The following is a 26,683-nucleotide window of genomic DNA, read 5'->3' on the forward strand; positions in this document are numbered from 1 at the left end:
CCGGTCGGGCGGGCGCTGCTGCGCCCGCGGCGAAAACGTGATCGAGAGAACGTCCCCGAGGCCCTAGACTGCGGAAACGGCGTGGTCCGCGCCGGGCAGGTCGGTCTGAGGGGGCGCTCGTGGCTGGTGGCAACGCGATCCGGGGGACCCGGGTCGGAGCGGGTCCGATGGGAGAGGCGGAGCGCGGCGAGGCCGCACCGCGGCACAGGATCGGCTACTGGTGCAGCCAGGGCCACGAGACCCGGGTGGCGTTCGCCACCGACGCCGAGGTGCCCGAGTTCTGGGACTGCCCCCGCTGCGGCCTGCCGGCCGGCCAGGACGCGCAGGCGCCGCCCCCGGCGCCGCGCACCGAGCCCTACAAGACCCACCTCGCCTACGTCCGCGAGCGGCGCAGCGACGCCGACGGCGACGCCCTGCTCGAGGAGGCCCTCGCCAAGCTGCGCGCCCGCCGCGGCGCTTGATCCGCCGCGCGGTCTAGGGCCGCGAGGTCTGGGCCCCGGCCGGGCACGGCACCCAGCCGGCCCGGGTGGGGTCCCACCACCGCTGCGGGCCGCGGGGCCGCCACGGCACGCGGGCCAGGTGGTCGGTGCCCAGGAACGCCCGCCGCAGCTGGGGGCTGAGCCCGTCGAACGGTGAGGTCTGCGAGCGGTGCTCGGCGATCGCCGCCTCCCGCCGGTCGAGGACGGCGCCCACGTCGAGGACGTCGGTGACCTCGGCGTCGGGCCGGCCCAGGTCGGCGGGGTCGAGGGCGTGGTAGGCGGTGTCCGGCCGCAGGGCGCGCACCTCCTCCAGCCAGCGGCCCATCAGCGACCTCGGCAGGCAGTGCTCGACGAGCACGGTGGCCGGGCCGGCGGCGGCCCGCACCGCGGCGGCCGTGGCGGTCCGGACCCGCTGGTGGTCGCGGTGCCCGTCGCTGCCGTCGAGGACGAGCACGACGTCCGGCCGCACCTCGGTGACCAGCCGCGCCAGCACCCCGGCGACGTCGTCCGGCGCGGCCGCGCACAGCGACCCGCGGGGCGGTTCCCCGCCGAAGCCCGAGTCGCGGTACCCCAGCAGCTCCACCGCGGCGATGCCGAGGGCGGCGGCCGACCGGTAGAGCTCGGCCTCCCGCACCGCGCCCAGGTCGGCGCAGTCGGCCAGCCCGGGCGCCGCCTCGCCCGCCTCCCCGCGGGTGGCGCAGGCCAGGGTCACCCGGGCGCCGGCCGCCGCGGCGCGGGCGATGGTCGAGCCGCAGCCGAAGGCCTCGTCGTCGGGGTGGGCGACCACGACCAGCCAGCGGTCGCCGGGCCGGACGTCGGTGACGCGGTCGCGCGGGGGAGCGGACGGGGTCGGGACAGCGAGATCGGTCGTCATGGCGCCGAGCGTGGCCGGCCGGACTGGGCGGCCTCTTGGTGTCCACTGACGTCCGCACCGGCCCCGGCCGCCCGCGCCGCGGCGAGCAGCCGGGTCAGCTCCGGCACCCAGTAGCGCTCACCCCGCTCGGCGACGGCCAGCCCCGCCTCGCACGTCGCCGCGGCGACCGCGGGCTCCCCGGCGGCCAGGGCGGTGGCGGCCAGCAGGCCCAGGAACACCGACCGGCCGGCGGCCAGGCCCTGCTCGGCGAGCGCCGCGTGCGCCGCCCGCATCGCGGCCAGCCCGGCCCGCGGGTCGCGACCGGCCAGCAGCCACCCCTCGGCGAAGGCCACCACCGCCGACGGGTAGCGGTACCGCTCCCAGGCCGGCTCGCGCAGCGGGAGCGCGACCAGGGAGCGGACGCGGTCGCGGTCGCCGTCCACGAGTCCCAGGACCAGCGCCCAGCGGCGGGCGAAACCGGCCGCCCCGAGGCCCGCCTCCTCCGCGACGGCGAGGGCGGCGTCGGCCTGCGCGCGGGCGTCGTCGCGCCGGCCGAGCAGCCACAGGCACAGGGCGCGGACGACGGCGAGGCGGGTGGGCGGGGAGAACGCCAGCGAGCGGGACAGGTCGACCCGGCCGCTGTCGGCGTGCGCCGCGGCCCGGTCCAGGTGCTCGAGCGCCTCGGCGGGGCGGGCCTGCATCCACCGCACGACGGCGGTGATGTCCTCGGTGAGGTACCCGGCGGTGGCGTCGTCGAGCCGCCCGGCCAGCGCGGCCATGCGCGCCACGGTGCGGTCGGCGTCGTCGAGCCGGCCGACCTGGCACTGGAACAGGGTGGCCACCCACAGCAGCTCGACGTCGCCGGGGAGCGGCGGGTCGGGCACCTCCCAGGCGGCGGCGAGCCGGCCGTACTCGCGGATCGTGGGGCTGTCGTAGCCGGCCGCCCACGCGTCGGCGTACGCGGTCCGGCTCAGCGCGCGCAGCTCCCGGCGCCGCCGGTCCGGCCCGGCGGGCAGCGCCGCGGCCGCCGCGAGCAGTTGCCCGCCCAGCTCGCGGAGCTGGTCGAGCGCCGAGACCCGGACCGCGTGGTCGGTGGCGCGTTCCAGCCACGGCACGGCCGCGGCGCCGCCGTCGAGGGCGCGGGCGGCGAGCAGGTGCGCGGCGACGCGCGAGGCCTGCTCGTCGTCGTCTCCGGCCCGCGCGGCCAGCCGCTCGCCGACGGCGCGGTGCAGCCGGGCGGCGCGGGCGCTGGACAGCTGGGCGCGCAGCACCTCCCCGAGCAGCGCGTGCGCCGGCGCGAAGGTGCCCTCCCCGCCGTCGACGGCCAGCCGCGCGGCGACCGCCGCCTCCAGGGCGTCGAGCGCCGTTCCGACGGGCACCCCGGTCACCGCGGCGAGGTCCTCGACCGGCAGGGGGGACCCGGCGACGGCGGCGGCGGTGAGCAGCTCCGGGCCCGGGGACGGCAGGCGGAGGACCCGCTGGCGCAGGACGTCGTGGACCGCCGCCGGCACCTCGCCCACCGCCCGGCCCCGGCCCGGCGGCGCGGCGCCGCCCGGAGCGGGGGCCGCTCGCGCCAGCTCCAGGGCGAAGAACGGGTTGCCGCCGGCGCGGGTGACCGCCGCCCGGACGCCGTCGTCGTCCAGGCCGGCGGGGGCGGCGGCGCGGACCAGGTCGGCCACGGCGTCGGCGGGGAGGGGCTCGAGGTCCAGCCGCACCAGCCGCGGCAGCCGGCCGAGGGCGGCCAGCGCGTCGACCAGGGCCGGGCCGCCGTCCTCGCCGCTGCGCAGCGCGAGGGCGAGGACGGCCGGGGAGCCGGCGGCGACGTCCGCGGCCAGGCCGGCGACCAGCCGCAGCGTCGCGGGGTCGGCGGCCTGCAGGTCGTCCAGCGCCAGCACCGCGGGCCGGCCGGCGGCGCCGAGCACGCCGCCGAGCGCGTCGGTGAGGTGCACCAGGACCATGGCGGGGTCGATGCCGGCACCGGGCGGCGGGTCCCCGAGGCCGGGGACCACGGCCCGCAGCGGGCCGAGCGCGCGGGCCACCCCGTCCCGGCCGGCGGCGTCGAGGGCGGGGACGGCGGCGCGCAGCACCTGCAGCACCGGCCAGTAGGGCGGCCCGGCCACCCCGTCGCGGCAGGTGCCGGTGTGCGCCGCGCCGCCGGCCGCGGCGGCCGCCGCGGTGAGCCACCGCAGCAGCGCCGACTTGCCCATCCCGGCGTCCCCGGTGACCAGCACGACGGCGCCGGACCCGGCGGCGGCGCCGGCGAGGACGTCGGCCAGCAGGGCGCACTCGGCCTCCCGGCCGCGCAGGGGCGGGGGCGGCCGGAGCGGGGGCGGCTCCGGCGCGGGCCGGGATGCGGCCGGGGACGGCGGGGTGCGGGCCGGCCGCAGCCCCGGGTCGTGGCGGAGGATCTGCTCCTCCACCTCGCGCAGCGCCGGGCCGGGGTCGAGGCCGAGCTCGTCGCGGAGCAGCCGCCGCCCCTCGGTGAGCACCGCGAGGGCGTCCGCGGCGCGGCCGGCGAGGTACAGCGCGCGGGCGAGGGTGGCGCGGGCCTGCTCGCGCAGCGGGGAGCGGGTCAGGTGCTCCTGCAGGTCGGCGATGGCGCGGCCGGTGTCGCCGAGGCCGAGCAGCGCCGCGGCCCGCTGCTCGACGGCGCCCAGCCGCAGCCCCTCCCAGCGGTCGACGGCGGCGCGGGCGAACGGCTCGTCGGCGAACTCGGCCAGCGCCGGCCCGCGCCACAGCGCGGGGGCGTCGTCGAGCAGTGCCACGGCACGGGCGTCGTCGCGGCCGGCCAGCCGCCCGGTCGCGGCCAGCAGCCGCTCGAAGACGTCGGCGTCGATCTCGACGGCCTCGCGGGCGAGCCGGTACCCCGGTGGCGCGCTCAGCAGGACCGACCCGCTCGAGCGGGGGGCCCGGCCGGGTTCCAGGGTGCGGCGCAGCAGCGCGATGGTGGTGTGCACTGACGCGGCGACCTTGGGCGGCGGGGCGCCGTTCCACAGCAGGTCGGCGAGCCGGTCGGCGGGCACCAGCCGGCCGGCCTCCACCGTGAGCACGGTCAGCGCCGCGCGCTGCAGCCGGGCGCCGATCGGCACGGGCACCCCGTCGCGGCGCAGCTCGAGGTGCCCGAGCACCCCGATCCACAGCCCCCCGGCGGCCGGTGGCGCCACCGTCAGCCGTCGGTGCCGGGGCCTCCGGCGTCGGTTCCGTCGGGATCGGTCGCTCCCGGCAGCCGGCTCGCCGCCCCGGCGTCGAGCAGCCAGCGGGTGGCCCGCCGGCCGCACGCGCCGGCCGCCGGCACGTCGAGCGGGTCGGCCCCGCCGAGCGCGCGGGCCACCGCCTCGGCCTTGCCCTCCCCGGCCACCAACAGCCACACCTCCTCGGCGCTGCCGATCGCGGAGAACCCGAGGCTGACCCGGGTCGGGGGCGGCTTGGGGCAGTCGCGCACCGCCACCACCGCGCGGTCGTCGGAGGCGGCCGGCGAGTGCGGGAAGATCGACGCCACGTGGCCCTCGGCGCCCATGCCCAGCAGCAGCACGTCGAAGCGCGGCAGCGGCCCGTCCGCGCCGGCGTCACGGGCGGCGTCGGAGAGGACGCCGGCGTACCACTCGGCGGCCTCCTCGGGCTCGGCGAACCCGGCGTCGGAGGCCGGCACCGGGTGCACCCGCTCCGGCGGCACGCCCACCCGGTCCAGCAGCGCCTCCCGCGCGCCCTTCTCGTTGCGCTCGTCGTCGTCGGCCGGGACGAACCGCTCGTCGCCCCACCACACGTCGACCGCCGTCCAGTCGACGTCCTGGCCGGGCGCGGGCTCCGCGGCCAGCTCGGCGGCGTGCCGCAGCACCGCGGTGCCCACGCCGCCGCCGGTGAGCACCACCGACGCCGTCCCGTGCACCAGCTGTGCGGCGGCCAGCCGGGCCACCAGCGCCGCGGCGGCCGCCCGGGCGAGCGTCTCGGCGTCGGGCTCGACGATCACGTCGGGCACCGGACCCTCGCTGCGCCGGGACAGCTCCTCGACGATGCGGTCCCCCGGGGTGAGGGTCACCGGACCGCCTCGGGCGTCTCGGGCGCCGTCGGGTCGGGGGTGTCGTGCTCGCCGTGCAGGGCCACCTCGTCGGTGCCCTCGGACGTCGGGGGGACGGTGGGTGCCGCGCCGTGCGGGCTGCCCTCGCCGACCCGCTCGGCGTCGACCGCCCCGGAGCCGGCGCCGTCCTGCTCGGCGGGGTCGACCCACACGTGCGAGCGCACGCCGGTGCGGCCGGCCAGCCCGGAGACCCCGGTGGTGACCTCCAGCGCCTCGGCGTAGGGCTCGTCGGGGTCCAGCCGGCGCAGCTCCTCGCCGAGCAGGTCACCGAGCGAGCGGTCGGGCAGGGCCATGGTGGCGTCGGGCCGGTAGGGCTGGCTGATGACCGCGCCGCCGCGGCGGTCGGCGTGCACCCGCACCTCCTCGTCCTGGTCCAGCTGCAGGACCACCGAGTCGATGCCGCTGGGACCTGCGTGCCGGGTGGCCTGGACGACGTCGAGCCGGGCGCCGGAGCGCGACTGGATCCAGCCGGACAGCAGCTGGGCGGTGGCCGCGCCCGGGTCGCCCTCGATCCGCCCGCCCAGGACCTGCACGGCGTCGCCCCGGCGGCCCGAGACCGAGTCCAGCGCCGAGGTCAGCGTCGCCCGCCAGCCGGTGGCGCGGGTCCAGGCCAGGTCGGTGTCGCCGGGCGCGTAGTCCTGCGCGCGGGTGCGCAGCGCGCGCATCTGGTCGGCGGCCACGGTGCTGTCGGTGATCCGCCGGTCGGCGATGACGGCGAGCGCGTCGGTGGTCAGCCGGCTCGGCGGGTCGCTGTGCCACCAGGTGACCACGGGGGCGTCGGCGGCCAGCAGCGGCAGCACGACCGACTCGGCGTGCAGCGCCAGCCGCCCGTACATGCGCATGACGACCGCCTCGCCGGGACCCAGCCGCCCGCCGATGGACACCTCGGCGTCCAGGCGGGGGACCGGCGCGTCGATCTGCCGGCGCACCACCACGAGGATCCGGCAGGGGTGCTGCTCGGCGGCGGTGGTCGCGGCGTCCTCGGCCTCGGTGACCCGGCCCTCGTCGGCGACGACGACCAGCGTCAGCGCGACGCCGGAGAGCACGGCGCCGCCGGTCCGCCGCTGGGCGGCCAGCTCCTTGACCACCGCGGATCCGGTGGTGTCCCACAGCGTCGTCACGGGTTCTCCTCCCGTCGGCTGCCGCTCACGGCCGCCGCCACCGGCGGCCCTCGGCGGCGAGCATCTCGTCGGCGGCCCGCGGGCCCCACTCCCCGGCCCGGTAGGGCTCCGGCGTGCCGCCCGCCCAGAACTCCTCCAGCGGGTCGATCACCGCCCAGGAGGCCTCGACCTCGGCGTTGCGGGGGAAGAGCGTGGCGTCGCCCAGCAGCACGTCGAGCAGCAGCCGCTCGTAGGCCTCGGGGCTGGTCTCGGTGAACTGCTCGCCGTAGAGGAAGTCCATCGACACGTCCCGGACCTCCATGACGCTGCCGGGCACCTTGGAGCCGAACTTCAGCGTCACGCCCTCGTCGGGCTGCACCCGCACGACGAGCTGGTTGTTGCCCAGCTCCTCGGTGTCGGTGTCGGCGAAGGGCAGGTGCGGCGCCCGCTTGAACACCAGCGCGATCTCGGTGACCCGCCGCGGCAGCCGCTTGCCGGTGCGCAGGTAGAACGGCACGCCGGCCCAGCGGCGGGTCTCCACCCCGAGCCGGACGGCGGCGAAGGTCTCGGTGGTCGACTCCGGGTCGACGCCCTCCTCCTGCCGGTAGCCGCGGGCGCGCTGGCCGGCCAGCCAGCCCTGCTCGTACTGGCCGCGGACGGCGAAGGTGCGCATGTCCTCGGGCAGCGACACCGCGCGCAGCACCTTGAGCTTCTCGGTGCGGATCTCGTCGGCGGAGAACTCGACCGGCTCCTCCATCGCGGTCAGCGCCAGCAGCTGCAGCAGGTGGTTCTGCAGCACGTCGCGGGCGGCGCCGGTCTTCTCGTAGAACCCCGCCCGCCCGCCGATGCCGACGTCCTCGGCCATCGTGATCTGCACCGAGTCGACGTGGTGGCCGTTCCAGATCGGCTCGAACAGCGTGTTGGCGAACCGCAGCGCCATCAGGTTCTGGACGGTCTCCTTGCCCAGGTAGTGGTCGATGCGGAAGACGTCCTCGGCGCTGAAGACGGAGTCGACCAGCTCGTTGAGCTCGCGGCTGGAGGCCAGGTCGGTGCCGAAGGGCTTCTCGACGACGACCCGCCGCCACCGGTCGGCCGTGCTCTCGGCCATGCCGGTGCGCTGCATCTGCTTGAGCACGACCGGGAACATCGCCGGCGGGATCGACAGGTAGAACGCCGCGTTGCCGCCGATGCCGTGGCTGCTCTCCAGGTCGTTGAGCGCGTTGGCCAGCTCGTCGAAGGCGTTGTCGTCGTCGAAGGACCCCTGCACGAACCGCACGCTGGCGGCCAGCCGCTCCCACACCTCCTCCCGCCACGGGGTGCGGGCGGCGTTGCGGGCGGCGTCACGGGCCAGCTCGGCGAAGTCCTGGTCGCCCCAGTCCCGCCGCGCGAAGCCCAGCAGCGCGAAGTTGGTCGGCAGCAGCCCCCGGTTGGCCAGGTCGTACACGGCGGGGAGCAGCTTCTTGCGCGCGAGGTCCCCGGTGATGCCGAAGACGACGAGCGCGCAGGGCTCGGGGACGCGCGGCAGCCGCCGGTCCCGCGGGTCGCGCAGCGGGTTGGGGATCACGAGTCCTCCTCTGGGCTCCTCTTGCCGGCGGCTCCGGTGCTACCCCGGCGGTCAGCCGAGGGCACCGAGGACCTGGTCGATCCCGGCGGCGCGGTCGGTCAGGTGCAGGTGCAGCAGCGGCCGCTGCCGGTCGGCCAGCGCCTGCCGGTCGCCGGCGGCCTGGGCGGCCTGCAGCGTGGCGAAGGAGAACGGCCGGTCGGGCACCGGCAGGTCCGTCGTCGTGGCCCCGGTGAGCTGCAGGAACGCGCCGACCTGCGGACCGCCCTTGTGGTACTGGCCGGTCGAGTGCAGGAACCGCGGGCCCCAGCCGAAGGTGACCGCGTGCTCGGTGCGCCGCGCCAGCGCAGCGCGCAGCTCCCCGGCGCGGGCGTCGGCCTGGCGGTCGAGGTAGGCCATGACGGCGAGGTAGCCGCGCGGGGGCACCGCGGCCAGCAGCGCGTCGAGCACCAGCCGCAGCCCGTCGTGGGAGGAGAGGTCGACGCCGTCGAGCACCCCACCGGAGCCGTACACCTCGACCGCGCCGATGGTGGCGGCCGGCTGCTCGTCGGGCAGGCCCGCGTCGAGGATGCGGGCGGTGTTCTCCTTGGACTCGGTGACGTTGGGCTGGTCGAAGGGGTCGATGCCCAGGATCCGCCCGGCCACCGCCGTCGCGTACTCCCAGCCGAGGAACTGCGCGCCCAGCGGGCCGCTGACCCCCACGGAGGGACGGCCCTCGACGGGGTCCCCGTCGACGACGGCCAGCAGCGCGTCGGGCGCGGCCGAGCCCGGGGCGTCCACCGACTCCAGGACGACGGGCAGCAGCCCGCGGCCCTCCTTGCCGGTGGACTCGGCGATCAGCTGCTCGGCCCAGTCGCCGAAGCCCTCGATGCGGCCGCTGCCGGTGCCGCCGTCGGCCAGCGCCACCTTGTCCCGGCCGGTGCGGAAACCGGCGCCCAGCGCGATCCCGAGCTCCAGGGCCGGGTTGCCCTGCTCGGCGAGGCGCTCGGCGAGCTCGGCGGCCCGGTCCAGCAGCGGCTCGACGTCGACCCCGGCCAGCGCGGCGGGCACCAGCCCGAACGCCGACAGCGCGCTGTAGCGGCCGCCGACGTTCGGGTCGGCGAGGAAGACGGCCCGGGCGCCCATCGCCGCCGCGGTGTCGGCCAGCGGCGAGCCGGGGTCGGTGACGACGACGAACCGGCGGCCGGCCTGCTCCTCGTCCAGGCCGGCCTCGGCGAACGCGGCGAGGAAGGCCCGCCGGTGGCTGTCGGTCTCGATGGTGCCGCCGGACTTGGAGCTGACCACCACCACGGTGCGGTCGAGGTCGGTCACGGCCGCGGCGACCTGGCCGGGGTCGGTGGTGTCGAGCACGACCAGCGGGACACCGGCGGTGCGGCAGATGACCTCCGGCGCCAGCGAGGACCCGCCCATGCCGGCGAGGACGACCCGGTCGAGGCCCTCGCCGGCGAGCTCCGCGCGCAGCGCCGCCAGCCGCGGCACCAGCTCGCGGGAGGAGGCGGGCAGGTCCAGCCAGCCCAGCCGGATGGAGGCCTCGCTCTCGGCCTCCGGCCCCCACAGCGTCGCGTCCTTGGCGACCAGCCGCGCGGCGACGTCGTCGTCGGCGAGCTGGGTGCGGACGTTCTCGGGGACGTCGAGACCGCTGCAGCTGAACTGCAGGGTCATGCCTTGTCCTCGAGCTCGGTGCGGACCGACTCGGTGAGCTCGTCCCACGAGTCGACGAACTTCTGCACGCCCTCCTCCTCGAGCACGCGGAAGACGTCGTCGAGGTCGACGCCGGCGTCGGCGATCGCCTTCATGGTGGCCGCGGCGTCGTCGTAGGTCTGCTGCACCGGGGTGCCGGCCTCGCCGTGGTCGGCGTAGGCCTTCAGCGTCTTCTCCGGCATCGTGTTGACCGTGCCGGGGGCGACGAGCTCGCTGACGTAGAGGGTGTCGGAGTACTCGGGGTTCTTCACGCCGGTCGAGGCCCACAGCGGCCGCTGCGGGCGGGCGCCCTTGGCCTCCAGCGCCTTCCACCGGTCGGAGGAGAAGACCTCCTCGTAGGCCTGGTAGGCCAGCTGCGCGTTGGCCAGCGCCGCCTTGCCCTTGAGCTCGTCGGCGCCGACCTTCTCCAGCCGCTTGTCGATCTCGGTGTCCACGCGGGAGACGAAGAACGAGGCGACCGAGGCGACCTGGGTCAGGTCGGCGTCGGGGTCGTCGGCCAGCCGCTGCTCCAGCCCGGCGAGGTAGGCGTCCATGACGGCCCGGTAGCGCTCGAGGCTGAAGATGAGGGTGACGTTGACGCTGATGCCCTTGGCGATCGACGTGGTGATCGCCGGCAGCCCCTCCACGGTGGCGGGGATCTTGATGAACAGGTTGGGCCGGTCGACCAGCCACCACAGGTGGGCGGCCTCGGCCGCGGTCGCGTCGGTGTCGTGGGCCAGGCCCGGCGCGACCTCCAGCGACACCCGGCCGTCGCCGGGCTGGCGCTGGGCGACCGGCGCGAGCAGGTCGCAGGCGTCCCGGACGTCGGCGGCGGTGATGGTGCGCAGCGCCTCCTCGACGCTCACCTGCCGCACGGCGAGGGCGTGCAGCTGGTCGTCGTAGGAGTCCGACCCGCTGATCGCCGCGGCGAAGATGGTCGGGTTGGTGGTGACGCCGACGACGGAGTACTCGTCGACCAGCGACTGCAGGTCGCCGCTGCGGATGCGGTCGCGGGAGAGGTCGTCGAGCCAGACGGCGACCCCCGCCGACGACAGCTGCGCCAGCTTCTCGTTCTGTGCCATGTCAGTTTCCCTTCGCTGCGGAGGTGCAGTTCAGCGATCGCCGGTGGGGTGGGGGAGGCCGCCGGTTGCGGCCACCGGGCCGGCCGGGACGGCGGGACCGGCCGCGGCCGCCTCGATCGACTCGCGGGCGGCGGCGACGACGGCTTCGTCGGTCAGGCCGAACTCCTCGTAGAGGACCGAGTAGGCGGCGCTGGCGCCGTAGTGGGTGAGCCCGACGATGCGCCCGGCGTCGCCGACGAACTCCCGCCAGCCCATCGGCACGCCGGCCTCGACGCTGACCCGGGCGCGCACGCTCGGCGGGAGGACCTCGTCCTTGTAGGCCTGGTCCTGGTCGGCGAACCACTCGACGCACGGCACCGACACCACCCGCGTCGGGACGCCGTCGGCCTCCAGCCGCTCGCGGGCGGCGACGGCGATCTGCACCTCGGAGCCGGTGCCGAGCAGGATCACCTCGGGCCGCCCGTTCGACGCGTCGGCCAGCACGTAGGCGCCGCGGGCGACGCCCTCGGCCGAGCCCATCTGCGACCGGTCGAACACCGGCAGGTTCTGCCGGGACAGCAGCAGGCCGGCCGGGCGGTCGTTGTTCTCGAGGATCGTCCGCCAGGCGACGGTCACCTCGTTGGCGTCGGCCGGGCGGACGACGTCGAGGCCCGGGATGGCGCGCAGCGCGGCGAAGTGCTCGATCGGCTGGTGCGTCGGGCCGTCCTCGCCCAGGCCGATCGAGTCGTGCGTCCACACGTAGGTGACCGGCAGCTGCATGAGCGCGGCGAGGCGGACCGCGCCGCGCATGTAGTCGCTGAAGGTGAGGAAGGTGCCGCCGTAGACGCGGGTGCCGCCGTGCAGGGCGATGCCGTTCATCACCGCGCCCATGGCGTGCTCGCGGACGCCGAAGTGGAGGGTGCGGCCGTAGGGCCCGCCGCTCCACATCTTCGTCTGGCGGTCCGACGGCAGGAACGACGGCTCGCCCTCGACGGCGGTGTTGTTGCTCTCGGCGAGGTCGGCCGACCCGCCCCACAGCTCCGGCAGCGCCGGGTAGAGGGCGGCCAGGACCTTGCCGGAGGCCTTGCGGGTGGCCACGCCCTTGGGGTCGGCGTCGAAGGTGGGCAGGCCCTCCGCGAAGCCCTCGGGCAGCCGGCGCTCGCGCATCCGCTCCAGGAGCGCGGCGCGCTCGGCGTTCTGCTGCGCCCAGGCGTCGAAGCGCTGCTGCCACTCGGCGTGCGCCTTCTGGCCGGCGTCGACGACCGACCGGGCGTGGGCGAGCACCTCGTCGTCGACGTCGAAGGTCTTCTCCGGGTCGAAGCCGAGGACCTCCTTCGTGGCGCGCACCTCGTCCTCGCCCAGCGCCGAGCCGTGCGCGGCGCCGGTGTTCTGCTTGTTCGGCGCCGGCCAGGCGATGACCGTCCGCAGCACGATGATCGACGGGCGGCCGGTCTCGGCCTTGGCGGCGGCGAAGGCGGCGTCGACCGCGGCCAGGTCCTCGCCGTCGTCGACGTGCTGCACGTGCCAGCCGTAGGCCTCGTAGCGCTTGCCGACGTCCTCGGTGAAGGCGACGTTGGTGTCGTCCTCGATGGAGATCCGGTTGTCGTCGTAGACGAGCACCAGGTTGCCCAGCTGCTGGGTGCCGGCCAGCGAGGAGGCCTCGCCGCTGACGCCCTCCTCCAGGTCGCCGTCGGAGGCGAAGACCCAGATGGTGTGGTCGAAGAGGCTCTCGCCCTCCGGGGCCTCGGGGTCGAGCAGGCCGCGCTCGCGGCGGGCGGCCATCGCCATGCCCACGGCGTTGCCGACGCCCTGGCCGAGGGGACCGGTCGTCGTCTCCACGCCGGGGGTGTGGTTGACCTCGGGGTGGCCCGGGGTCTTCGAGCCCCAGGTGCGCAGCGCCTCGAGGTCGGCGAGCTCCAGGCCGTAGCCGGACAGGTAGAGCTGCACGTACAGCGTCAGGCTCGAGTGGCCCATCGACAGCACGAAGCGGTCGCGGGCGACCCAGTTCGGGTCGGTCGGGTCGTGGCGCAGCCACTTGTGGAACAGCAGGTAGGCGGTGGGCGCCATGCTCATCGCGGTGCCCGGGTGGCCGTTGCCGACCTTCTGGACGGCGTCCATGGCCAGGACGCGCGCGGTGTCGATCGCCCGGCGGTCGAGGTCGCCGAAGCCCTCCGGCAGCGTGGGGTGCGGCTGGCGCGGGTCGCCGGTGGGGGCGTCGCTGGCGGCCTCGGCCGGGGCCTCGGGCTCGGTGCTCCTGGCGTCCGAGCCCGTGGTGTCGGTGGTCATGTCGGACGGTGCTCCTCGAGGTCGGCCGGTGCTGGGCCGCCCGGGGACCGGTGTCCCGTGCTCCGGGCGGGCGACGCGGTCGCGGCGTGCAGCGCAGCCGGTGTGCACCCGGGCCATCCCTGGCCCGGACGCTCCGTCGTCGGCGACGGCCCTACCCGCTGTCCGCGTGGCGTCAACGTGATCAGACCCTAGTCATCCCGGCCCGTGGGCGCGGCTCCTGCGGGATACAGTGGGCACCGTTCATCCCCCGGTTCGAGAGGACCCCCGTGCTGTCTGCGTGCCCGGTGGCGCCCCGCGAGCACGCGGGGGAGGACCTGCGGTGACGGCGCTCACCGAGCGCCCGGTCGTCCCCGCCCGCCGGCTGCCCGCCGTGGTCGGCGCCTACGTGGCGCTGACCAAGCCCAAGCTCGTCGAGCTGCTGCTGGTCACCACGCTGCCGGCGATGATGATGGCCGCCGACGGCTGGCCGTCCTGGCGGCTGGTGGGCGCCACGATGGTGGGCGGGATGTTCGCCGCCGGCGCGGCCAACGTCTTCAACTGCTGGTACGACCGCGACATCGACCGGCTGATGTCGCGCACCCGCGACCGGCCGATCCCGGCCGGGGTGGTGTCGCCGCGGGCCGCGCTGACCTTCGGGCTGGTCCTCGCCGCGGCGTCGCTGACGCTGCTGTGGGTGGCCACCACGCCGCTGGCCACGGCGCTGGCCGCGGTCGCGATCCTGGCCTACTCCGTCGTCTACACGATGGTGCTCAAGCGCCGGACCCGGCACAACACGGTCTTCGGGGCCTTCCCCGGGGCGGCGCCGGTGCTCATCGGCTGGGCGGCGGTGACCGGCTCGCTCGACTGGCCGGCGCTCGCCTTCTTCGCCGTCGTCTTCTGCTGGCAGATGCCGCACTTCTGGGCGCTGGCCAGCCGCTTCCGCGAGGACTACGCCCGCGCCGGCGTGCCCATGCTCAGCGTGGTGGCCGGTCCCGAGAGCGTGGGCCGGCAGTCGGTCGTGTGGGCGTGGGCGACCCTCGGCGCCACGCTGCTCATGGGCTCGGTCAGCCCGGTCCTCAACTGGGCCTTCGCCGTCGGCGGCGGGCTGCTCGGCGCGTGGTACGTGGCCGAGACCCACCAGTGGCTCGCCCGCATCCGCAGCGCCGTCCCCGACCGGCCGATGAAGCTGTTCTCGGTGTCGATCACGCACATGACGCTGCTGTCGATCGCCATCGCCGTCGACGTCCTCGTCTGACCCCGCCCGCGTCTCACTGCTCCGTCGAGATCCCGTGATCTCGACGTTCGAAGGGCGGCGAGGGCGCGTCCGTCGTCGACCTGGTGCTGTCTCGACGGCTGCGAGACAGCACCAGGTCGACCTGCGGCGCAGCGCGGTCTCCGCGGGCGCGGTGACCGTCGTCAGGCGCACCTCGCTCCTCGGGAAGCCGGTACCCGGCCCGGTGCCGTTGCGCGCCGCGTCCGGCGGCCGTCACGGCAGGTGGTGCCGTGCCGCTGGCTCGATCCGCGGCGGCGGCACCGGGGCCCGACCCTCCTGGCGACGGAGTAGACCGGCTGTCCGGTCCGTGGCACCGGGGCGGCGCGGTGCCGTCCCGGCCGCGGGGAACGGGGCCGGGAGGAGAAGGGGGAGGACCATGAGGAGGACTGCAGGACGGATCCCGTCGGTCGCCGCTGCCGCGCTGCTGGTCGCCCTGGCCGCGCCCGCGACGGCCGCCGCGGCCCCGCCGGACGCCGCGGAGCCGCAGCTGCTCTTCGGTGAGCTGGACGGCGGTTCGGGCAGCACCGTCGGTCCCGGTGGGGACCTCTACGTCACCGAGCCGGTGTCCGGCGAACTGACCCGCCTCGACCGCCGCACGGGCGAGACCACGACGGTGGCGGACTGCCTGCCGGAGCGGGTGCTCCCGGACGGGCCGGGCGGTGCGATGGACGTCGCCTTCCGGGGCCGGACCGCGTACGTGCTCGTGTCGCTCGTCGGTCCCGACGTCGGCGGGGACGACGTCGTCGGGCTCTACCGCGTCGACGGCCCGGACACCTGCACGGTCGTCGCTGACATCGGTGCCTGGGCGGTGGAGAACCCGCCGGAGACCGACTTCTTCGTCCCCAGCGGCCTGCAGTACGCCATGGAGGCCGTGGCCGGCGGGTTCCTCGTCACCGACGGCCACCACAACCGGGTGCTGTACGTCACCACGGAGGGGGACGTCAGCGAGGTCCTGGCGCTGGACAACGTCGTCCCGACCGGCCTGGCGATCCACGGCCGGAGCGTGCTGCTCGCCCTGGCGGGACCGGTCCCGCACGAGCCGGAGACCGGCCGGGTGGTCGCGTTCCGGCTCGGTGACGACGACGTGCGCGAGGTCGCCTCGGGTGGGCGGCTGCTCGTAGACGTCGAGCGGGGGCGGGGCGGCGTCTACGCCCTGTCGCAGGGCGAGTTCACCGCCACGAACCCCCCAGGAGCACCGGCGGATCCGGACACCGGACAGCTGCTGCGGGTGACCCGGGACGGCGGCTTCGAGGTGGTGGCCGGACCGCTCGACCGGCCGACGTCCATGGAGGTGGTGGGCCGGACCGCCTACGTCGTCACGCTCGACGGCGAGATCTGGACGGTCGACCTGCGCGGCTGAGCCCGGCCTCGCAGGAGGCTCCACCTCGCTGTGCGGTGCCCGACCTCACGCCACAGCGCGAGGTCGGGCACCGCGCCGTGAGGCCGGTGCGGTGAGCAGTGCGGGGGAGGGCCGCCGAGGGCGCAGCAGGTCGACGACGGGCGGGTGGACGGCGGGTGACCCCGCGGTCCCTCAGCGGGCGGCGGCGGTGGGGACGGCGGGGGTGTCGAGGGGCCGCTCGGTTGCCGGCCCGCGGACCGACCAGGCCAGCCGCGCGGTGTAGGCGGTCACCAGCACCGCGCCGAGCATGTGCAGCAGCACCAGCACCACGGGCAGGTGGGTGAAGTACTGCACGAAGCCGACCACGCCCTGCAGCAGCTGCACGACCAGCAGGTCGCGCGCGGCCCGGCGCACCCGGCCGGGGGAGTCCATGGCGTACAGCGCCACCAGCAGCGCGACGGTCAGCCCGACGAGCAGGAAGACGACGTCGGCGTGCAGCTGGCTGACCGTCTCGGGGTCGAAGCCCATCCGCCCGCCGGAGGGGGCGCCGGTCTCGTCGAGGTCGCCGCTGTGCGGGCCCGACCCGGTGACCACGGTGCCCAGCACCAGCACCACCGCGGTCACCGCGGCGATCCCGCCGACCAGCAGCGCGATCGGCCGGCGCACCAGCGGCTGCCCGACCCCGGGCTCCCGCGAGCGCAGCCACAGCACCGTGGACACCGCGACCAGCACCGAGGACAGCAGGAAGTGCGCGGCCACCGTCCACGGGTTCAGGCCCGTCAGCACGGTCACCCCGCCGAGCAGCGCCTGCGCGGGGATGCCCAGGAACGCGGCGACGGCCAGCCCCCGCAGGTCGCGGCGGCCGGAGCGGAAGACGGCGACGACGGTGGCGATCGCGACCGCGGCCAGCACGAAGGTCAGCAGCCGGTTGCCGAACTCGATCACGCCGTGGCCGGCCAGCTCCGGCGTGGCCACGAAGCTCGCGTCGGTGCACCGCGGCCAGGTGGGGCAGCCCAGCCCCGAGCCGGTGAGCCGCACCGCGCCGCCGGTGACGACGATCGCGCCGTTGGCCAGGAGGTTGACCAGGGCGATCCGGGAGACGACGGCAGAGGAGACCCGCACGTCCCGATGCTAGCCGCGGGCGGGGCGCCTCCCGGTTCGCTCAGGGCAGATCACACCGGGGAAGCGCCGCGTCCCCGGACGCGCTGGAGACAGGCGAATGGCTGATGCGCCGCTCTCGGTGACGGTGTGCCATCCCGGGTACGGGCTCCCCCTGACGCGAGTCCTCCGGCGACCACCTCCCGACCCCACCCGACCGACCTGGACGTGAGGCATGACCAGCCCCTTCTTCCCCGGCCCCTACGGGAGCCCCTTCGACGACTTCTTCGCCCGCTACCTCGGCGGCGGGCAGGGCGCGCCCCGTCAGCGCGTCGACATCACCCAGTTCCTCAGCCAGCAGGCGCGCGAGCTGGTCAACGCCGCCGCCGGGCAGGCGGTGGCCACCGGTAGCGCCGACCTCGACACCGAGCACCTGCTGTGGGCGATGACCGGCGACGAGACCACCCGCGCCTTCCTGGCCCGCACCGGCACCGACCCCGACCGGCTGCGCAGCGAGCTCGACGGCCAGCTGCAGCGCGGCGAGCCGCGCGAGGAGGCGCCGTCCCTGACGCCGGCCGCCAAGCGCGCGCTGCTCGACGCCCACCGGGTGTCGCGTGCGCTGGGCAGCACCTACATCGGCCCCGAGCACCTGCTGTTCGCCCTCGCCGTCAACCCCGACTCCCCCGGCGGGCGGGTGCTGCGGGAGCACGGCGTGACCCCGGAGGCCCTCCAGCAGGCCGCGACCGGCGGCCCCCAGCCCGGCGGCGGGCGCCCCGGCGGCCCCGGCCAGGGCCAGCAGTCGAGCACCCCGACGCTCGACGAGTACGGCCGCGACCTCACCGAGATGGCCCGCAACGGCCAGATCGACCCGGTGATCGGCCGGGAGGCGGAGATCGAGCAGACCGTCGAGGTCCTCTCGCGGCGCCGGAAGAACAACCCGGTGCTCATCGGCGACGCCGGCGTCGGCAAGACCGCGATCGTGGAGGGCATCGCCGCCCAGATCGTCGAGGGCGACGTCCCCGAGACGCTGCGCGGCCGCCGGCTCGTCGAGCTCGACCTCACCGGCCTGGTGGCCGGCACCCGCTACCGCGGTGACTTCGAGGAGCGGCTCAAGAAGGTCATGGACGAGATCCGCGAGCACTCCGACGAGGTGATCGTCTTCATCGACGAGCTGCACACCGTCGTCGGCGCCGGCGCCTCGGAGGGCTCCGGCGGGGCGGGCAACATGCTCAAGCCGGCCCTGGCCCGCGGCGAGCTGCACATCATCGGCGCGACGACGCTGGACGAGTACCGCCGCAACATCGAGAAGGACGCCGCGCTGGAGCGCCGGTTCCAGCCGATCCTGGTGGCCGAGCCCAGCGTCGAGGACACCGTGGCGATCCTGTGCGGCCTGCGCGACCGCTACGAGGCCCACCACCAGGTGCGCTTCACCGACGACGCCATCCGCGCCGCCGTCGACCTCTCCGACCGCTACGTCCCCGACCGGCACCTGCCGGACAAGGCCATCGACCTCATCGACCAGGCCGGTGCCCGCGTCCGCCGCCGGGTGAAGACCCCGCCGACGGACCTGCGCGGCCTCGAGCAGGAGGTCGAGCGGCTGCAGCGGGAGAAGGACCAGGCGGTGGCCGCCGAGCAGTACGAGCGCGCCTCCGAGCTGCGCGACCAGCTCGCCGAGGCCCAGCGCCGGCTGGAGGAGGCCCGCACCGGCGGCGGCCAGGCCGGCGTGCCGGAGGTCGGCGTCGACGACGTCGCCGAGGTCATCTCGCGGCAGACCGGCATCCCGGTGGCCCAGCTGACCCAGGAGGAGATGGCGCGGCTGCTGTCGCTGGAGGAGCGCCTGCACGAGCGGGTGGTCGGCCAGGACGACGCGGTGCGCGTGGTGGCCGAGGCCGTGCGCCGCTCGCGCGTGGGGCTGGGCGACCCCGACCGGCCGATCGGCAGCTTCCTGTTCCTCGGCCCCACCGGCGTCGGCAAGACCGAGCTGGCCCGGGCGCTGGCCGAGGCGCTGTTCGGCGACTCCGACCGCATGATCCGGCTGGACATGAGCGAGTTCCAGGAGCGGCACACCGTCAGCCGGCTGGTCGGCTCCCCGCCCGGGTACGTCGGCTACGAGGACGCCGGGCAGCTCACCGAGGCGGTCCGCCGCCGGCCCTACTCGGTCGTGCTGCTCGACGAGATCGAGAAGGCCCACCCCGACGTCTTCAACACCCTGCTGCAGGTGCTCGACGACGGCCGGCTCACCGACTCCCAGGGCCGCACGGTCGACTTCAAGAACACCGTGCTGATCATGACCAGCAACCTCGGCTCCGAGCTGATCCAGGGCCGCAACGCCCCGCTCGGCTTCGGCACCGGGGACGCCGCGGCCGCCGACGCCGGGCTGCGCGACCGGCTCATGCGGCGGCTGCGCGAGTCGTTCCGGCCGGAGTTCCTCAACCGGATCGACGAGATCGTGGTCTTCTCGCAGCTGGAGACCGAGCAGCTGCAGCAGATCACCCGGCTGCTGCTCGACGAGACCCGCCGCCGGCTGTCGGCCCAGGACATCGAGGTGACCTTCACCGACGAGGCGGTCGCCTGGATCGCCGAGCGCGGGTTCGAGCCGCAGTTCGGCGCCCGGCCGCTGCGCCGGGCGATCCAGCGCGAGGTCGACAACCCGCTGGCCCGGCTGCTGCTCGACGGCCGCGTGGCGGCCGGCCGGCACGTCGTCGTCGACGTCTCCGACGGCGCCCTGGACCTGCGCGTCGAGGACACCCAGCACGACGCCGAGCCCGCCGCGGCCGCGCAGGCGTGACCTGCCCCACCCGGCCCCTGACCTGCGCGGTCGGGGGCCGGGTGGGTTAGGGCGACCTTGCTTGCAGGCCTCCCGAAATAGGTCACAATCGTGTTGTGGAAACCAGCACGGTGCAGGCGGGGGCGGCGCGCGCCGACGACGTCCGCACCCGTGACCGGGTGACCGCGCTGCTGCTCGAGCACGGCCCGCAGACCGCCAGCGAGCTGGCCGGCCGGCTGGGCGTCAGCCCGGCCGCCGTCCGGCGCCACCTCGACGCCCTCGCCGCCCAGGGCCGGGTCGAGGAGCGGGCGGCGCCGGGCGCGCAGCGGGGGAGGGGCCGGCCCGCCCGGCACTTCCACCTCACCGACGCCGGCCGCTCCGGCTTCGCGCACGCCTACGACGACCTCGCGCTCACCGCGCTGCGGTACGTCGCCGCCTCCGGCGGTCCCGACGCCGTCCGCGCGGTCGCGCAGGCCCAGCTCGCCGGCCTCGAGCAGCGGGCCTCCGACGCCGTAGCCCGCGCCGACGGTGCGCCGGTCGAGCGGGCCCGGGCGCTGGCCGAGGCGCTGACCGCCGAGGGCTACGCTGCCTCGGCGTCGGCGATCGCCAGCGGCGGGCAGCTGTGCCAGCACCACTGCCCGGTGGCGCACGTCGCGGCGGAGTTCCCGCAGCTGTGCGAGGTCGAGACGGCGGTGATCGGCCGGCTCGTGGGCACCCACGTGCAGCGGCTGGCGACCATCGCCCACGGCGACGGCGTCTGCACCACCCACATCCCCGGGCCCTCACGCGCCCGGGCTCACACCGGCGCGGGGAACACAGACGTCCCCGCGCGCCCTGTACCCGGTGAGCGAGCAGCGCGGGCCGTCCCACGCCAGGCAGGCCGCGCACCGTCCACCAGCACCACCCCCACGAGCGACCGGGAGAGGACGCCCGCATGACCAGCACCCAGCAGCCGGTGACCGGCACGCCGCTGACGCAGGACGAGCAGATCGAGCAGCTCGGCCGCTACCAGTACGGCTGGGCCGACGCCGACGTCGCCGGGGCCTCCGCCCGCCGCGGCCTGGACGAGGACGTCGTCCGGGACATCTCGGCGCGCAAGAACGAGCCCGAGTGGATGCTCGAGCGCCGCCTCAAGGCGCTCAAGCTCTTCGACCGCAAGCCGATGCCCGACTGGGGGTCGGACCTGTCCGGGATCGACTTCCAGAACATCAAGTACTTCGTGCGCTCCACCGAGGCGCAGGCCACCTCGTGGGACGAGCTGCCCGAGGACATCAAGAACACCTACGACAAGCTGGGCATCCCCGAGGCGGAGAAGCAGCGGCTGATCGCCGGTGTCGCGGCCCAGTACGAGTCCGAGGTCGTCTACCACAAGATCCGCGAGGACCTCGAGGAGCAGGGCGTCCTCTTCCTCGACACCGACACCGCGCTGAAGGAGCACGAGGACCTCTTCCGCGAGTACTTCGGCTCGGTCATCCCGTCCGGTGACAACAAGTTCGCCGCGCTGAACACCGCGGTGTGGTCGGGCGGCTCGTTCATCTACGTGCCGAAGGGCGTGCACGTCGAGATCCCGCTGCAGGCCTACTTCCGGATCAACACCGAGAACATGGGCCAGTTCGAGCGGACGCTGATCATCGTCGACGAGGACGCTTACGTGCACTACGTCGAGGGCTGCACGGCGCCGATCTACAAGTCGGACTCGCTGCACTCCGCGGTCGTCGAGATCATCGTGAAGAAGAACGCCCGCTGCCGGTACACGACCATCCAGAACTGGTCGAACAACGTCTACAACCTGGTCACCAAGCGGGCGATCGCCCACGAGGGCGCGACCATGGAGTGGATCGACGGCAACCTCGGCTCCAAGGTCACCATGAAGTACCCGGCGGTCTGGATGACCGGCGAGCACGCCAAGGGCGAGGTGCTCTCCATCGCCTTCGCCGGCGAGGGCCAGCACCAGGACGCCGGCGCCAAGATGGTGCACGCCGCCCCGAACACCTCCTCGACGATCGTGTCGAAGTCGGTGGCCCGCGGCGGTGGCCGCACGTCCTACCGCGGCCTGGTCCAGATCGACGAGGGCGCGCACGGCTCGAAGTCCACGGTCAAGTGCGACGCCCTGCTGGTCGACACGATCAGCCGGTCGGACACCTACCCCTACGTCGACGTCCGCGAGGACGACGTCGCCATGGGCCACGAGGCGACCGTCTCGCGGGTCAGCGAGGACCAGCTCTTCTACCTGATGAGCCGCGGTCTGTCCGAGGACGAGGCCATGGCGATGGTGGTGCGCGGGTTCGTCGAGCCGATCGCCCGCGAGCTGCCCATGGAGTACGCCCTCGAGCTCAACCGGCTCATCGAGCTGCAGATGGAAGGTGCCGTCGGCTGATGCCGGAGCAGAACACCCCCAGCACCACCGGTCTCACCACCGAGTCCGCCACCCTCGCCGGCGAGCTGTTCGGCGAGGGGGTGGGCACCCAGGCAGGACCCCCGGCCGTCCCCGCGGCCGGCACGGGCACCGCCGGGCAGGCGGCCCCGGGCGCGCACTCGCACGGCGGCACCGCCCCGACCGGCTCGCCGGCCGAGCGGTTCACCTCGACCGACCCCGAGGCCTTCGGCCGCGTCACCGGCCGCGAGGAGGAGTGGCGCTTCACCCCGATGCGCCGCGTCCGCCCGCTGCTCGAGGGGGCGCCGTCCGAGGCCCACCTGCAGTGGACGACCGACCTGCCCGAGGGCGTCGAGCTGACCAGCGTCGACGCCGACGACCCGCTGCTCAAGGGTCTGCCCGAGCCGGTCGACCGGCTCGCCGCGCTCGCCCGCCGGCGCAGCGGCGGCGCCGCCGTGGTCCGCGTGCCGGCCGAGGCGCGCCCCGACCGCCCGGTCACCCTCGGCCTGGCCGGCACCGGGTCCGACGACGTCGTCTGGGGGCAGCTCGTCGTCGAGGTCGGCGCGTTCGCCGAGACGACCGTCGTCCTCGACCACAGCGGCCTGGCCCGCTACGCCGGCGGCGTCGCCGTCCTCGTGGGCGACGGCGCGCGGGTGACCGTCGTGTCCGTGCAGGACTGGGCGCCGGGCGCGGTGCACGGCGGGCAGTTCGACGCCGTCGTCGGCCGCGACGCCAGCTTCCGGCAGGTCGTGGTCACCCTGGGCGGTGACCTCGTGCGGCTGGTCAGCAACGTGCAGTACGCCGGCCCCGGCGGCACCGCGGAGCTGTTCGGCGTCTACTTCTCCGACGAGACCCAGCACCAGGAGCACCGGCTCTGGGTCGACCACGCGGTGCCCAACTGCACCAGCAACGTGCTCTACAAGGGCGCGCTGCAGGGCGAGGGCGCGCGCACGGTGTGGGTCGGCGACGTCCGGATCCGCCCGGCCGCCACCGGCACCGACACCTACGAGCTCAACCGCAACCTGGTGCTCACCGACGGCGCCCGCGCCGACTCGGTGCCCAACCTGGAGATCGAGACCGGCGAGATCGTCGGCGCCGGCCACGCCAGCGCCACCGGCCGGTTCGACGACGAGCAGCTGTTCTACCTGTGCTCCCGCGGCATCGACGCCGAGACCGCCCGCCGCCTGGTGGTCCGCGGCTTCTTCGCCGACGTCGTCCAGCACATCGGCGTCGACGCGCTGCAGGACCGCATCATGCGCTCCATCGAGGCCCGCCTCGGCGCGCTGCCCGGCCTCGAGGACCAGCACGTCGAGCAGCCGGTCGGGGTGGCCTGACCCATGGCCTTCGAGCGGGTCTGCGCCCTCTCCGACGTCCCGGAGAACGGGGCCCTGCGGGTCGAGCTGTCCGACGTCGACGTCGCCGTGGTCCGGTTCGAGGGCGGAGTCTACGCCGTCCAGGACGTCTGCTCGCACGCCGAGGTCCCGCTGTCCGAGGGCGACGTCGAGGAGTTCGACGGCGCCCCCACCATCGAGTGCTGGCTGCACGGGTCGTGCTTCGACCTGCGCACCGGCGAGCCCACCAACCTGCCGGCCACCGAGCCGGTCGACGTCTACCCGGTCCGCGTGGAGGGGGAGGACGTGCTCGTCGACACCGAAGCCGACGGCAGCCTCCCGCTCGCGGCCGGCAACTGAGGAGCGAGAGAAGAAGTGTCGGTTCTGGAGATCCGCGACCTGCACGTCACGGTCGGCGAGGGCGACGACGCCAAGGAGATCCTCCGCGGCGTCGACCTCACCGTCCGGTCGGGTGAGACCCACGCGATCATGGGCCCCAACGGGTCGGGCAAGTCCACCCTCGCCTACTCGATCGCCGGCCACCCGAAGTACACGATCACCGGCGGCACCGTGACCCTCGACGGCGAGGACGTCCTCGCGATGAGCGTCGACGAGCGCGCCCGCGCCGGCCTGTTCCTCGCCATGCAGTACCCGGTCGAGGTCCCCGGCGTCTCGGTGTCGAACTTCCTGCGCACCGCCGCCACCGCGGTCAAGGGCGAGGCCCCGAAGCTGCGCACCTGGGTCAAGGACGTGCGCGAGGAGATGACCGCGCTGGAGATGGACCCCGCCTTCGCCGAGCGCAACGTCAACGAGGGCTTCTCCGGCGGTGAGAAGAAGCGCCACGAGATCCTGCAGATGCGGCTGCTCAAGCCGAAGATCGCCGTCCTCGACGAGACCGACTCCGGTCTCGACGTCGACGCGCTGCGGGTCGTCTCCGAGGGCGTCAACCGCACCCGCGAGGAGGGTGACGTCGGCGTCCTGCTGATCACCCACTACACGCGGATCCTGCGCTACATCCAGCCCGACTTCGTGCACGTGTTCGTCGGCGGCCGCGTCGTCGACGAGGGCGGCAAGGAGCTCGCCGACAAGCTCGAGGCGGAGGGCTACGCCGCCTACGTCCAGGGCTCGAAGGAGACCGCGAAGGCATGACCTCGACCGTCTCGCGTCCCGCTGCCGGGGCGCAGAAGCAGCCCCTGCCCCTGGACGTCGAGGCGATCCGGGCGGACTTCCCCATCCTGTCGCGCACCGTGCGCGACGGGAAGCGGCTGGTCTACCTCGACTCCGGCGCCACCTCGCAGAAGCCCCGCAGCGTCCTCGACGCCGAGCGGGACTTCTACGAGAACCACAACGCCGCCCCGCACCGCGGCGCGCACCAGCTCGCGGAGGAGGCCACCGGCCTCTACGAGGCGGCCCGGGCGACGATCGCCGGGTTCATCGGCGCCGCCGTCGAGGAGGTCGTGTTCACCCGCAACACGACCGACGCGGTCAACACCGTCGCCTACGCGCTGTCCAACGCCGCCACGGCGAAGGAGCCGTCCTTCCGCCGGTACGCCGTCGGGCAGGGCGACGAGATCGTCGTGACCGAGATGGAGCACCACGCCAACCTGGTGCCCTGGCAGCAGCTGTGCGAGCGCACCGGCGCCACGCTGCGCTGGCTCGGCCTCACCGACGACGGCCGGCTGGACCTCTCCGACCTGTCCACCGTCGTCAACGAGCGGACCAAGCTGGTCGCGGTCACCCAGCAGTCGAACATCCTGGGCACGATCAACCCGCTGCAGCCGATCGTGGCGCGGGCGCGGGAGGTCGGCGCGCTGGTGCTGGTCGACGGCGCGCAGTCGGTGCCGCACCAGCCGGTCGACGTCACCGCGCTGGGCGCGGACTTCCTCGTCTTCTCCGGCCACAAGATGCTCGGGCCCACCGGCGTCGGCGTGCTGTGGGGCCGCTACGAGGTCCTCGACGCGCTGCCGCCGTTCCTCACCGGCGGCTCGATGATCGAGGTCGTGCGCATGGAGGGCAGCACCTTCATGCCGCCGCCGCAGCGGTTCGAGGCCGGCGTGCCGATGACCGCGCAGGTGGTCGGACTCGGGGCCGCCGTCGACTACCTGCAGGCCCTCGGCATGGACCGGGTGCAGGCGCACGAGGAGGCGCTCACCGCCTACGCCCTCGAGCAGCTGCAGGCGATCCCGGGCGTCACCGTGATCGGCCCGCCCGACACCGTCGCCCGCGGGGGAGCGGTGTCCTTCACCGTCGAGGGCATCCACCCGCACGACGTCGGCCAGGTCCTCGACGACCTCGGCATCGCCGTCCGGGTGGGGCACCACTGCGCGTGGCCGGTGGTCCGCCGCTACGGCGTCCCGGCCACCACCCGCGCCACGTTCTACGTGCACACCGGTTACGACGACGTCGACGCGCTGGTGGAAGGTGTGCGGGCTGCGCAGCGTTTCTTCGGAGTGACGCCGGAGGAGGCAACCGCCTGATGCAGCTGCAGTCCATGTACCAGGAGATCATCCTGGACCACTACCGCAACCCGCACGGCCGCGGGCTGCGCGACCCGTACGAGGCCGAGGTCCACCACGTGAACCCGACCTGCGGGGACGAGGTGACCCTGCGGGTGCACCTCGACGGCGACACCATCGCCGACGTGTCCTACGAGGGCATGGGCTGCTCGATCAGCCAGGCGTCGGTCTCGGCGATGTACGACCTCGTCGTGGGCCGCCCCGTCACCGACGCGCTGGCCACCGGCGAGCACTTCATGACGCTGATGCAGTCCAAGGGCGACCCGGCCGTGGCCGAGGAGCTGGAGGACGAGCTCGAGGACGCCGTCGCCTTCGCCGGCGTGTCCAAGTACCCCGCGCGGATCAAGTGCGCGCTGATGAGCTGGATGGCCCTCAAGGACGCCTCCGCCCGCGCCCTGGCCGCCGCTCCCGCACCGACCGGAGGACAGGCATGAGCGAGACCACCGCCAACGACACCCCCGAGCTGCCGGCCTACAAGTCCGCGCTGCTGGAGGACGTCGAGGAGGCCATGCGCGACGTCGTCGACCCCGAGCTGGGCGTCAACGTCGTCGACCTCGGCCTCGTCTACGGCATCGACGTCGCCGACGACGGCGACTCGCAGGTCGCCGTCCTCGACATGACGCTCACCTCGGCGGCCTGCCCGCTGACCGACGTCATCGAGGACCAGGCGCGCCAGGCCCTGACCGGCGGCCCCGGCCCCGGCCTGGTCGACGACATCCGGATCAACTGGGTCTGGATGCCGCCGTGGGGCCCGGACAAGATCACCGACGACGGGCGCGAGCAGCTGCGCGCCCTCGGCTTCCGGGTCTGAACGGGCTCCTCGAGCGCCTGGCCGCCGGCGACGACCCCCCGGCCGACGCCAGCGTCACCGCACTGCCCGCGCCCCTCGGGGCGCGGGCAGTCGTCGTCGG

General features: G+C 75.1%; 21 protein-coding genes. 12 read left to right on the forward strand and 9 right to left on the reverse strand.

Annotation, left to right across the window (positions count from 1 at the left end):
- The first annotated feature begins 119 nt into the window (after window positions 1–119).
- Complete coding sequence (locus tag ACI780_RS03095) at window positions 120–461, forward strand: RNA polymerase-binding protein RbpA (RefSeq protein WP_456870679.1); 342 nt, start codon at window positions 120–122, stop codon at window positions 459–461.
- Between the two features lie 13 nt (window positions 462–474).
- Here ACI780_RS03095 and ACI780_RS03100 read toward each other — a convergent pair whose 3' ends face one another.
- From ACI780_RS03100 to tkt, 8 genes are read right to left on the reverse strand one after another with little or no spacing between them, the layout of a single operon-like run.
- Window positions 475–1,353: a PIG-L deacetylase family protein gene (locus ACI780_RS03100; protein ID WP_457000699.1), complete on the reverse strand. Its 879-nt coding sequence runs from the start codon at window positions 1,351–1,353 to the stop codon at window positions 475–477.
- A complete protein-coding gene (locus ACI780_RS03105; protein ID WP_457000700.1) occupies window positions 1,350–4,496 on the reverse strand; it encodes a BTAD domain-containing putative transcriptional regulator in 3,147 nt (1,048 codons plus the stop codon). The genes ACI780_RS03100 and ACI780_RS03105 overlap by 4 nt, the downstream gene beginning before the upstream one ends.
- Window positions 4,497–4,498: 2 nt before the next feature.
- Entirely contained in the window at window positions 4,499–5,368 is an 870-nt protein-coding gene (pgl, locus tag ACI780_RS03110) for a 6-phosphogluconolactonase (protein ID WP_456870676.1), read from the reverse strand.
- Window positions 5,365–6,528, reverse strand: a complete 1,164-nt coding sequence (locus tag ACI780_RS03115; RefSeq protein ID WP_457000701.1) for a glucose-6-phosphate dehydrogenase assembly protein OpcA — start codon at window positions 6,526–6,528, stop codon at window positions 5,365–5,367. Before ACI780_RS03115 ends, pgl begins: the two co-directional genes overlap by 4 nt.
- Before the next feature lie 25 nt (window positions 6,529–6,553).
- On the reverse strand, window positions 6,554–8,071 hold the full coding sequence (zwf, locus tag ACI780_RS03120) for a glucose-6-phosphate dehydrogenase (RefSeq protein ID WP_456870674.1): 1,518 nt from the start codon (window positions 8,069–8,071) through the stop codon (window positions 6,554–6,556).
- A gap of 51 nt (window positions 8,072–8,122) precedes the next feature.
- Window positions 8,123–9,730 carry a glucose-6-phosphate isomerase gene (locus tag ACI780_RS03125; protein WP_457000702.1) on the reverse strand — a complete coding sequence of 536 codons (1,608 nt, stop codon included), beginning with the start codon at window positions 9,728–9,730 and terminating at the stop codon, window positions 8,123–8,125.
- On the reverse strand, window positions 9,727–10,830 hold the full coding sequence (tal, locus tag ACI780_RS03130; RefSeq protein ID WP_457000703.1) for a transaldolase: 1,104 nt from the start codon (window positions 10,828–10,830) through the stop codon (window positions 9,727–9,729). The genes ACI780_RS03125 and tal overlap by 4 nt, the downstream gene beginning before the upstream one ends.
- Before the next feature lie 30 nt (window positions 10,831–10,860).
- Window positions 10,861–13,095, reverse strand: a complete 2,235-nt coding sequence (gene tkt, locus ACI780_RS03135; RefSeq protein ID WP_456870671.1) for a transketolase — start codon at window positions 13,093–13,095, stop codon at window positions 10,861–10,863.
- A 319-nt stretch (window positions 13,096–13,414) separates the two neighbouring features.
- On the opposite strand from tkt, the gene ACI780_RS03140 reads away from it, so the two are divergent.
- Both ACI780_RS03140 and ACI780_RS03145 read left to right on the forward strand, forming a co-directional pair.
- Window positions 13,415–14,329 (forward strand): heme o synthase, encoded by a 915-nt coding sequence (locus ACI780_RS03140; RefSeq protein ID WP_457000704.1) that lies wholly within the window; start codon window positions 13,415–13,417, stop codon window positions 14,327–14,329.
- Between the two features lie 394 nt (window positions 14,330–14,723).
- Window positions 14,724–15,707, forward strand: a complete 984-nt coding sequence (locus ACI780_RS03145; RefSeq protein ID WP_457000705.1) for a ScyD/ScyE family protein — start codon at window positions 14,724–14,726, stop codon at window positions 15,705–15,707.
- 171 nt (window positions 15,708–15,878) lie between these two features.
- Here the strand turns inward: ACI780_RS03145 and ACI780_RS03150 are convergent, their stop codons facing one another.
- Complete coding sequence (locus tag ACI780_RS03150) at window positions 15,879–16,808, reverse strand: COX15/CtaA family protein (RefSeq protein ID WP_456870668.1); 930 nt, start codon at window positions 16,806–16,808, stop codon at window positions 15,879–15,881.
- A gap of 211 nt (window positions 16,809–17,019) precedes the next feature.
- Here ACI780_RS03150 and ACI780_RS03155 point away from each other — a divergent pair, with 211 nt between their 5' ends.
- From ACI780_RS03155 to ACI780_RS03195, 9 genes are all read left to right on the forward strand, one after another.
- Window positions 17,020–19,572 carry an ATP-dependent Clp protease ATP-binding subunit gene (locus ACI780_RS03155; protein WP_457000706.1) on the forward strand — a complete coding sequence of 851 codons (2,553 nt, stop codon included), beginning with the start codon at window positions 17,020–17,022 and terminating at the stop codon, window positions 19,570–19,572.
- Between the two features lie 95 nt (window positions 19,573–19,667).
- Window positions 19,668–20,489, forward strand: coding sequence for a helix-turn-helix transcriptional regulator (locus ACI780_RS03160; RefSeq protein WP_457000707.1), 822 nt, complete (start codon window positions 19,668–19,670; stop codon window positions 20,487–20,489).
- The gene (gene sufB, locus ACI780_RS03165; RefSeq protein ID WP_456870665.1) at window positions 20,486–21,928 is read left to right on the forward strand and encodes a Fe-S cluster assembly protein SufB; all 1,443 of its coding nucleotides are present in this window, start codon (window positions 20,486–20,488) and stop codon (window positions 21,926–21,928) included. The genes ACI780_RS03160 and sufB overlap by 4 nt, the downstream gene beginning before the upstream one ends.
- On the forward strand, window positions 21,928–23,259 hold the full coding sequence (gene sufD, locus ACI780_RS03170; RefSeq protein ID WP_456870664.1) for a Fe-S cluster assembly protein SufD: 1,332 nt from the start codon (window positions 21,928–21,930) through the stop codon (window positions 23,257–23,259). Before sufB ends, sufD begins: the two co-directional genes overlap by 1 nt.
- A 3-nt stretch (window positions 23,260–23,262) precedes the next feature.
- On the forward strand, window positions 23,263–23,616 hold the full coding sequence (locus tag ACI780_RS03175) for a Rieske (2Fe-2S) protein (protein ID WP_456870663.1): 354 nt from the start codon (window positions 23,263–23,265) through the stop codon (window positions 23,614–23,616).
- A 15-nt stretch (window positions 23,617–23,631) separates the two neighbouring features.
- Window positions 23,632–24,405: a Fe-S cluster assembly ATPase SufC gene (sufC, locus tag ACI780_RS03180; protein ID WP_089405652.1), complete on the forward strand. Its 774-nt coding sequence runs from the start codon at window positions 23,632–23,634 to the stop codon at window positions 24,403–24,405.
- On the forward strand, window positions 24,402–25,733 hold the full coding sequence (locus ACI780_RS03185) for a cysteine desulfurase (protein ID WP_457000708.1): 1,332 nt from the start codon (window positions 24,402–24,404) through the stop codon (window positions 25,731–25,733). The genes sufC and ACI780_RS03185 overlap by 4 nt, the downstream gene beginning before the upstream one ends.
- On the forward strand, window positions 25,733–26,206 hold the full coding sequence (gene sufU, locus ACI780_RS03190) for a Fe-S cluster assembly sulfur transfer protein SufU (RefSeq protein WP_456870661.1): 474 nt from the start codon (window positions 25,733–25,735) through the stop codon (window positions 26,204–26,206). The genes ACI780_RS03185 and sufU overlap by 1 nt, the downstream gene beginning before the upstream one ends.
- A complete protein-coding gene (locus ACI780_RS03195) occupies window positions 26,203–26,583 on the forward strand; it encodes a metal-sulfur cluster assembly factor (RefSeq protein ID WP_457000709.1) in 381 nt (126 codons plus the stop codon). Before sufU ends, ACI780_RS03195 begins: the two co-directional genes overlap by 4 nt.
- Window positions 26,584–26,683 lie beyond the last annotated feature (100 nt).

The sequence above is a fragment of the Geodermatophilus sp. SYSU D00814 genome, from assembly GCF_054050055.1.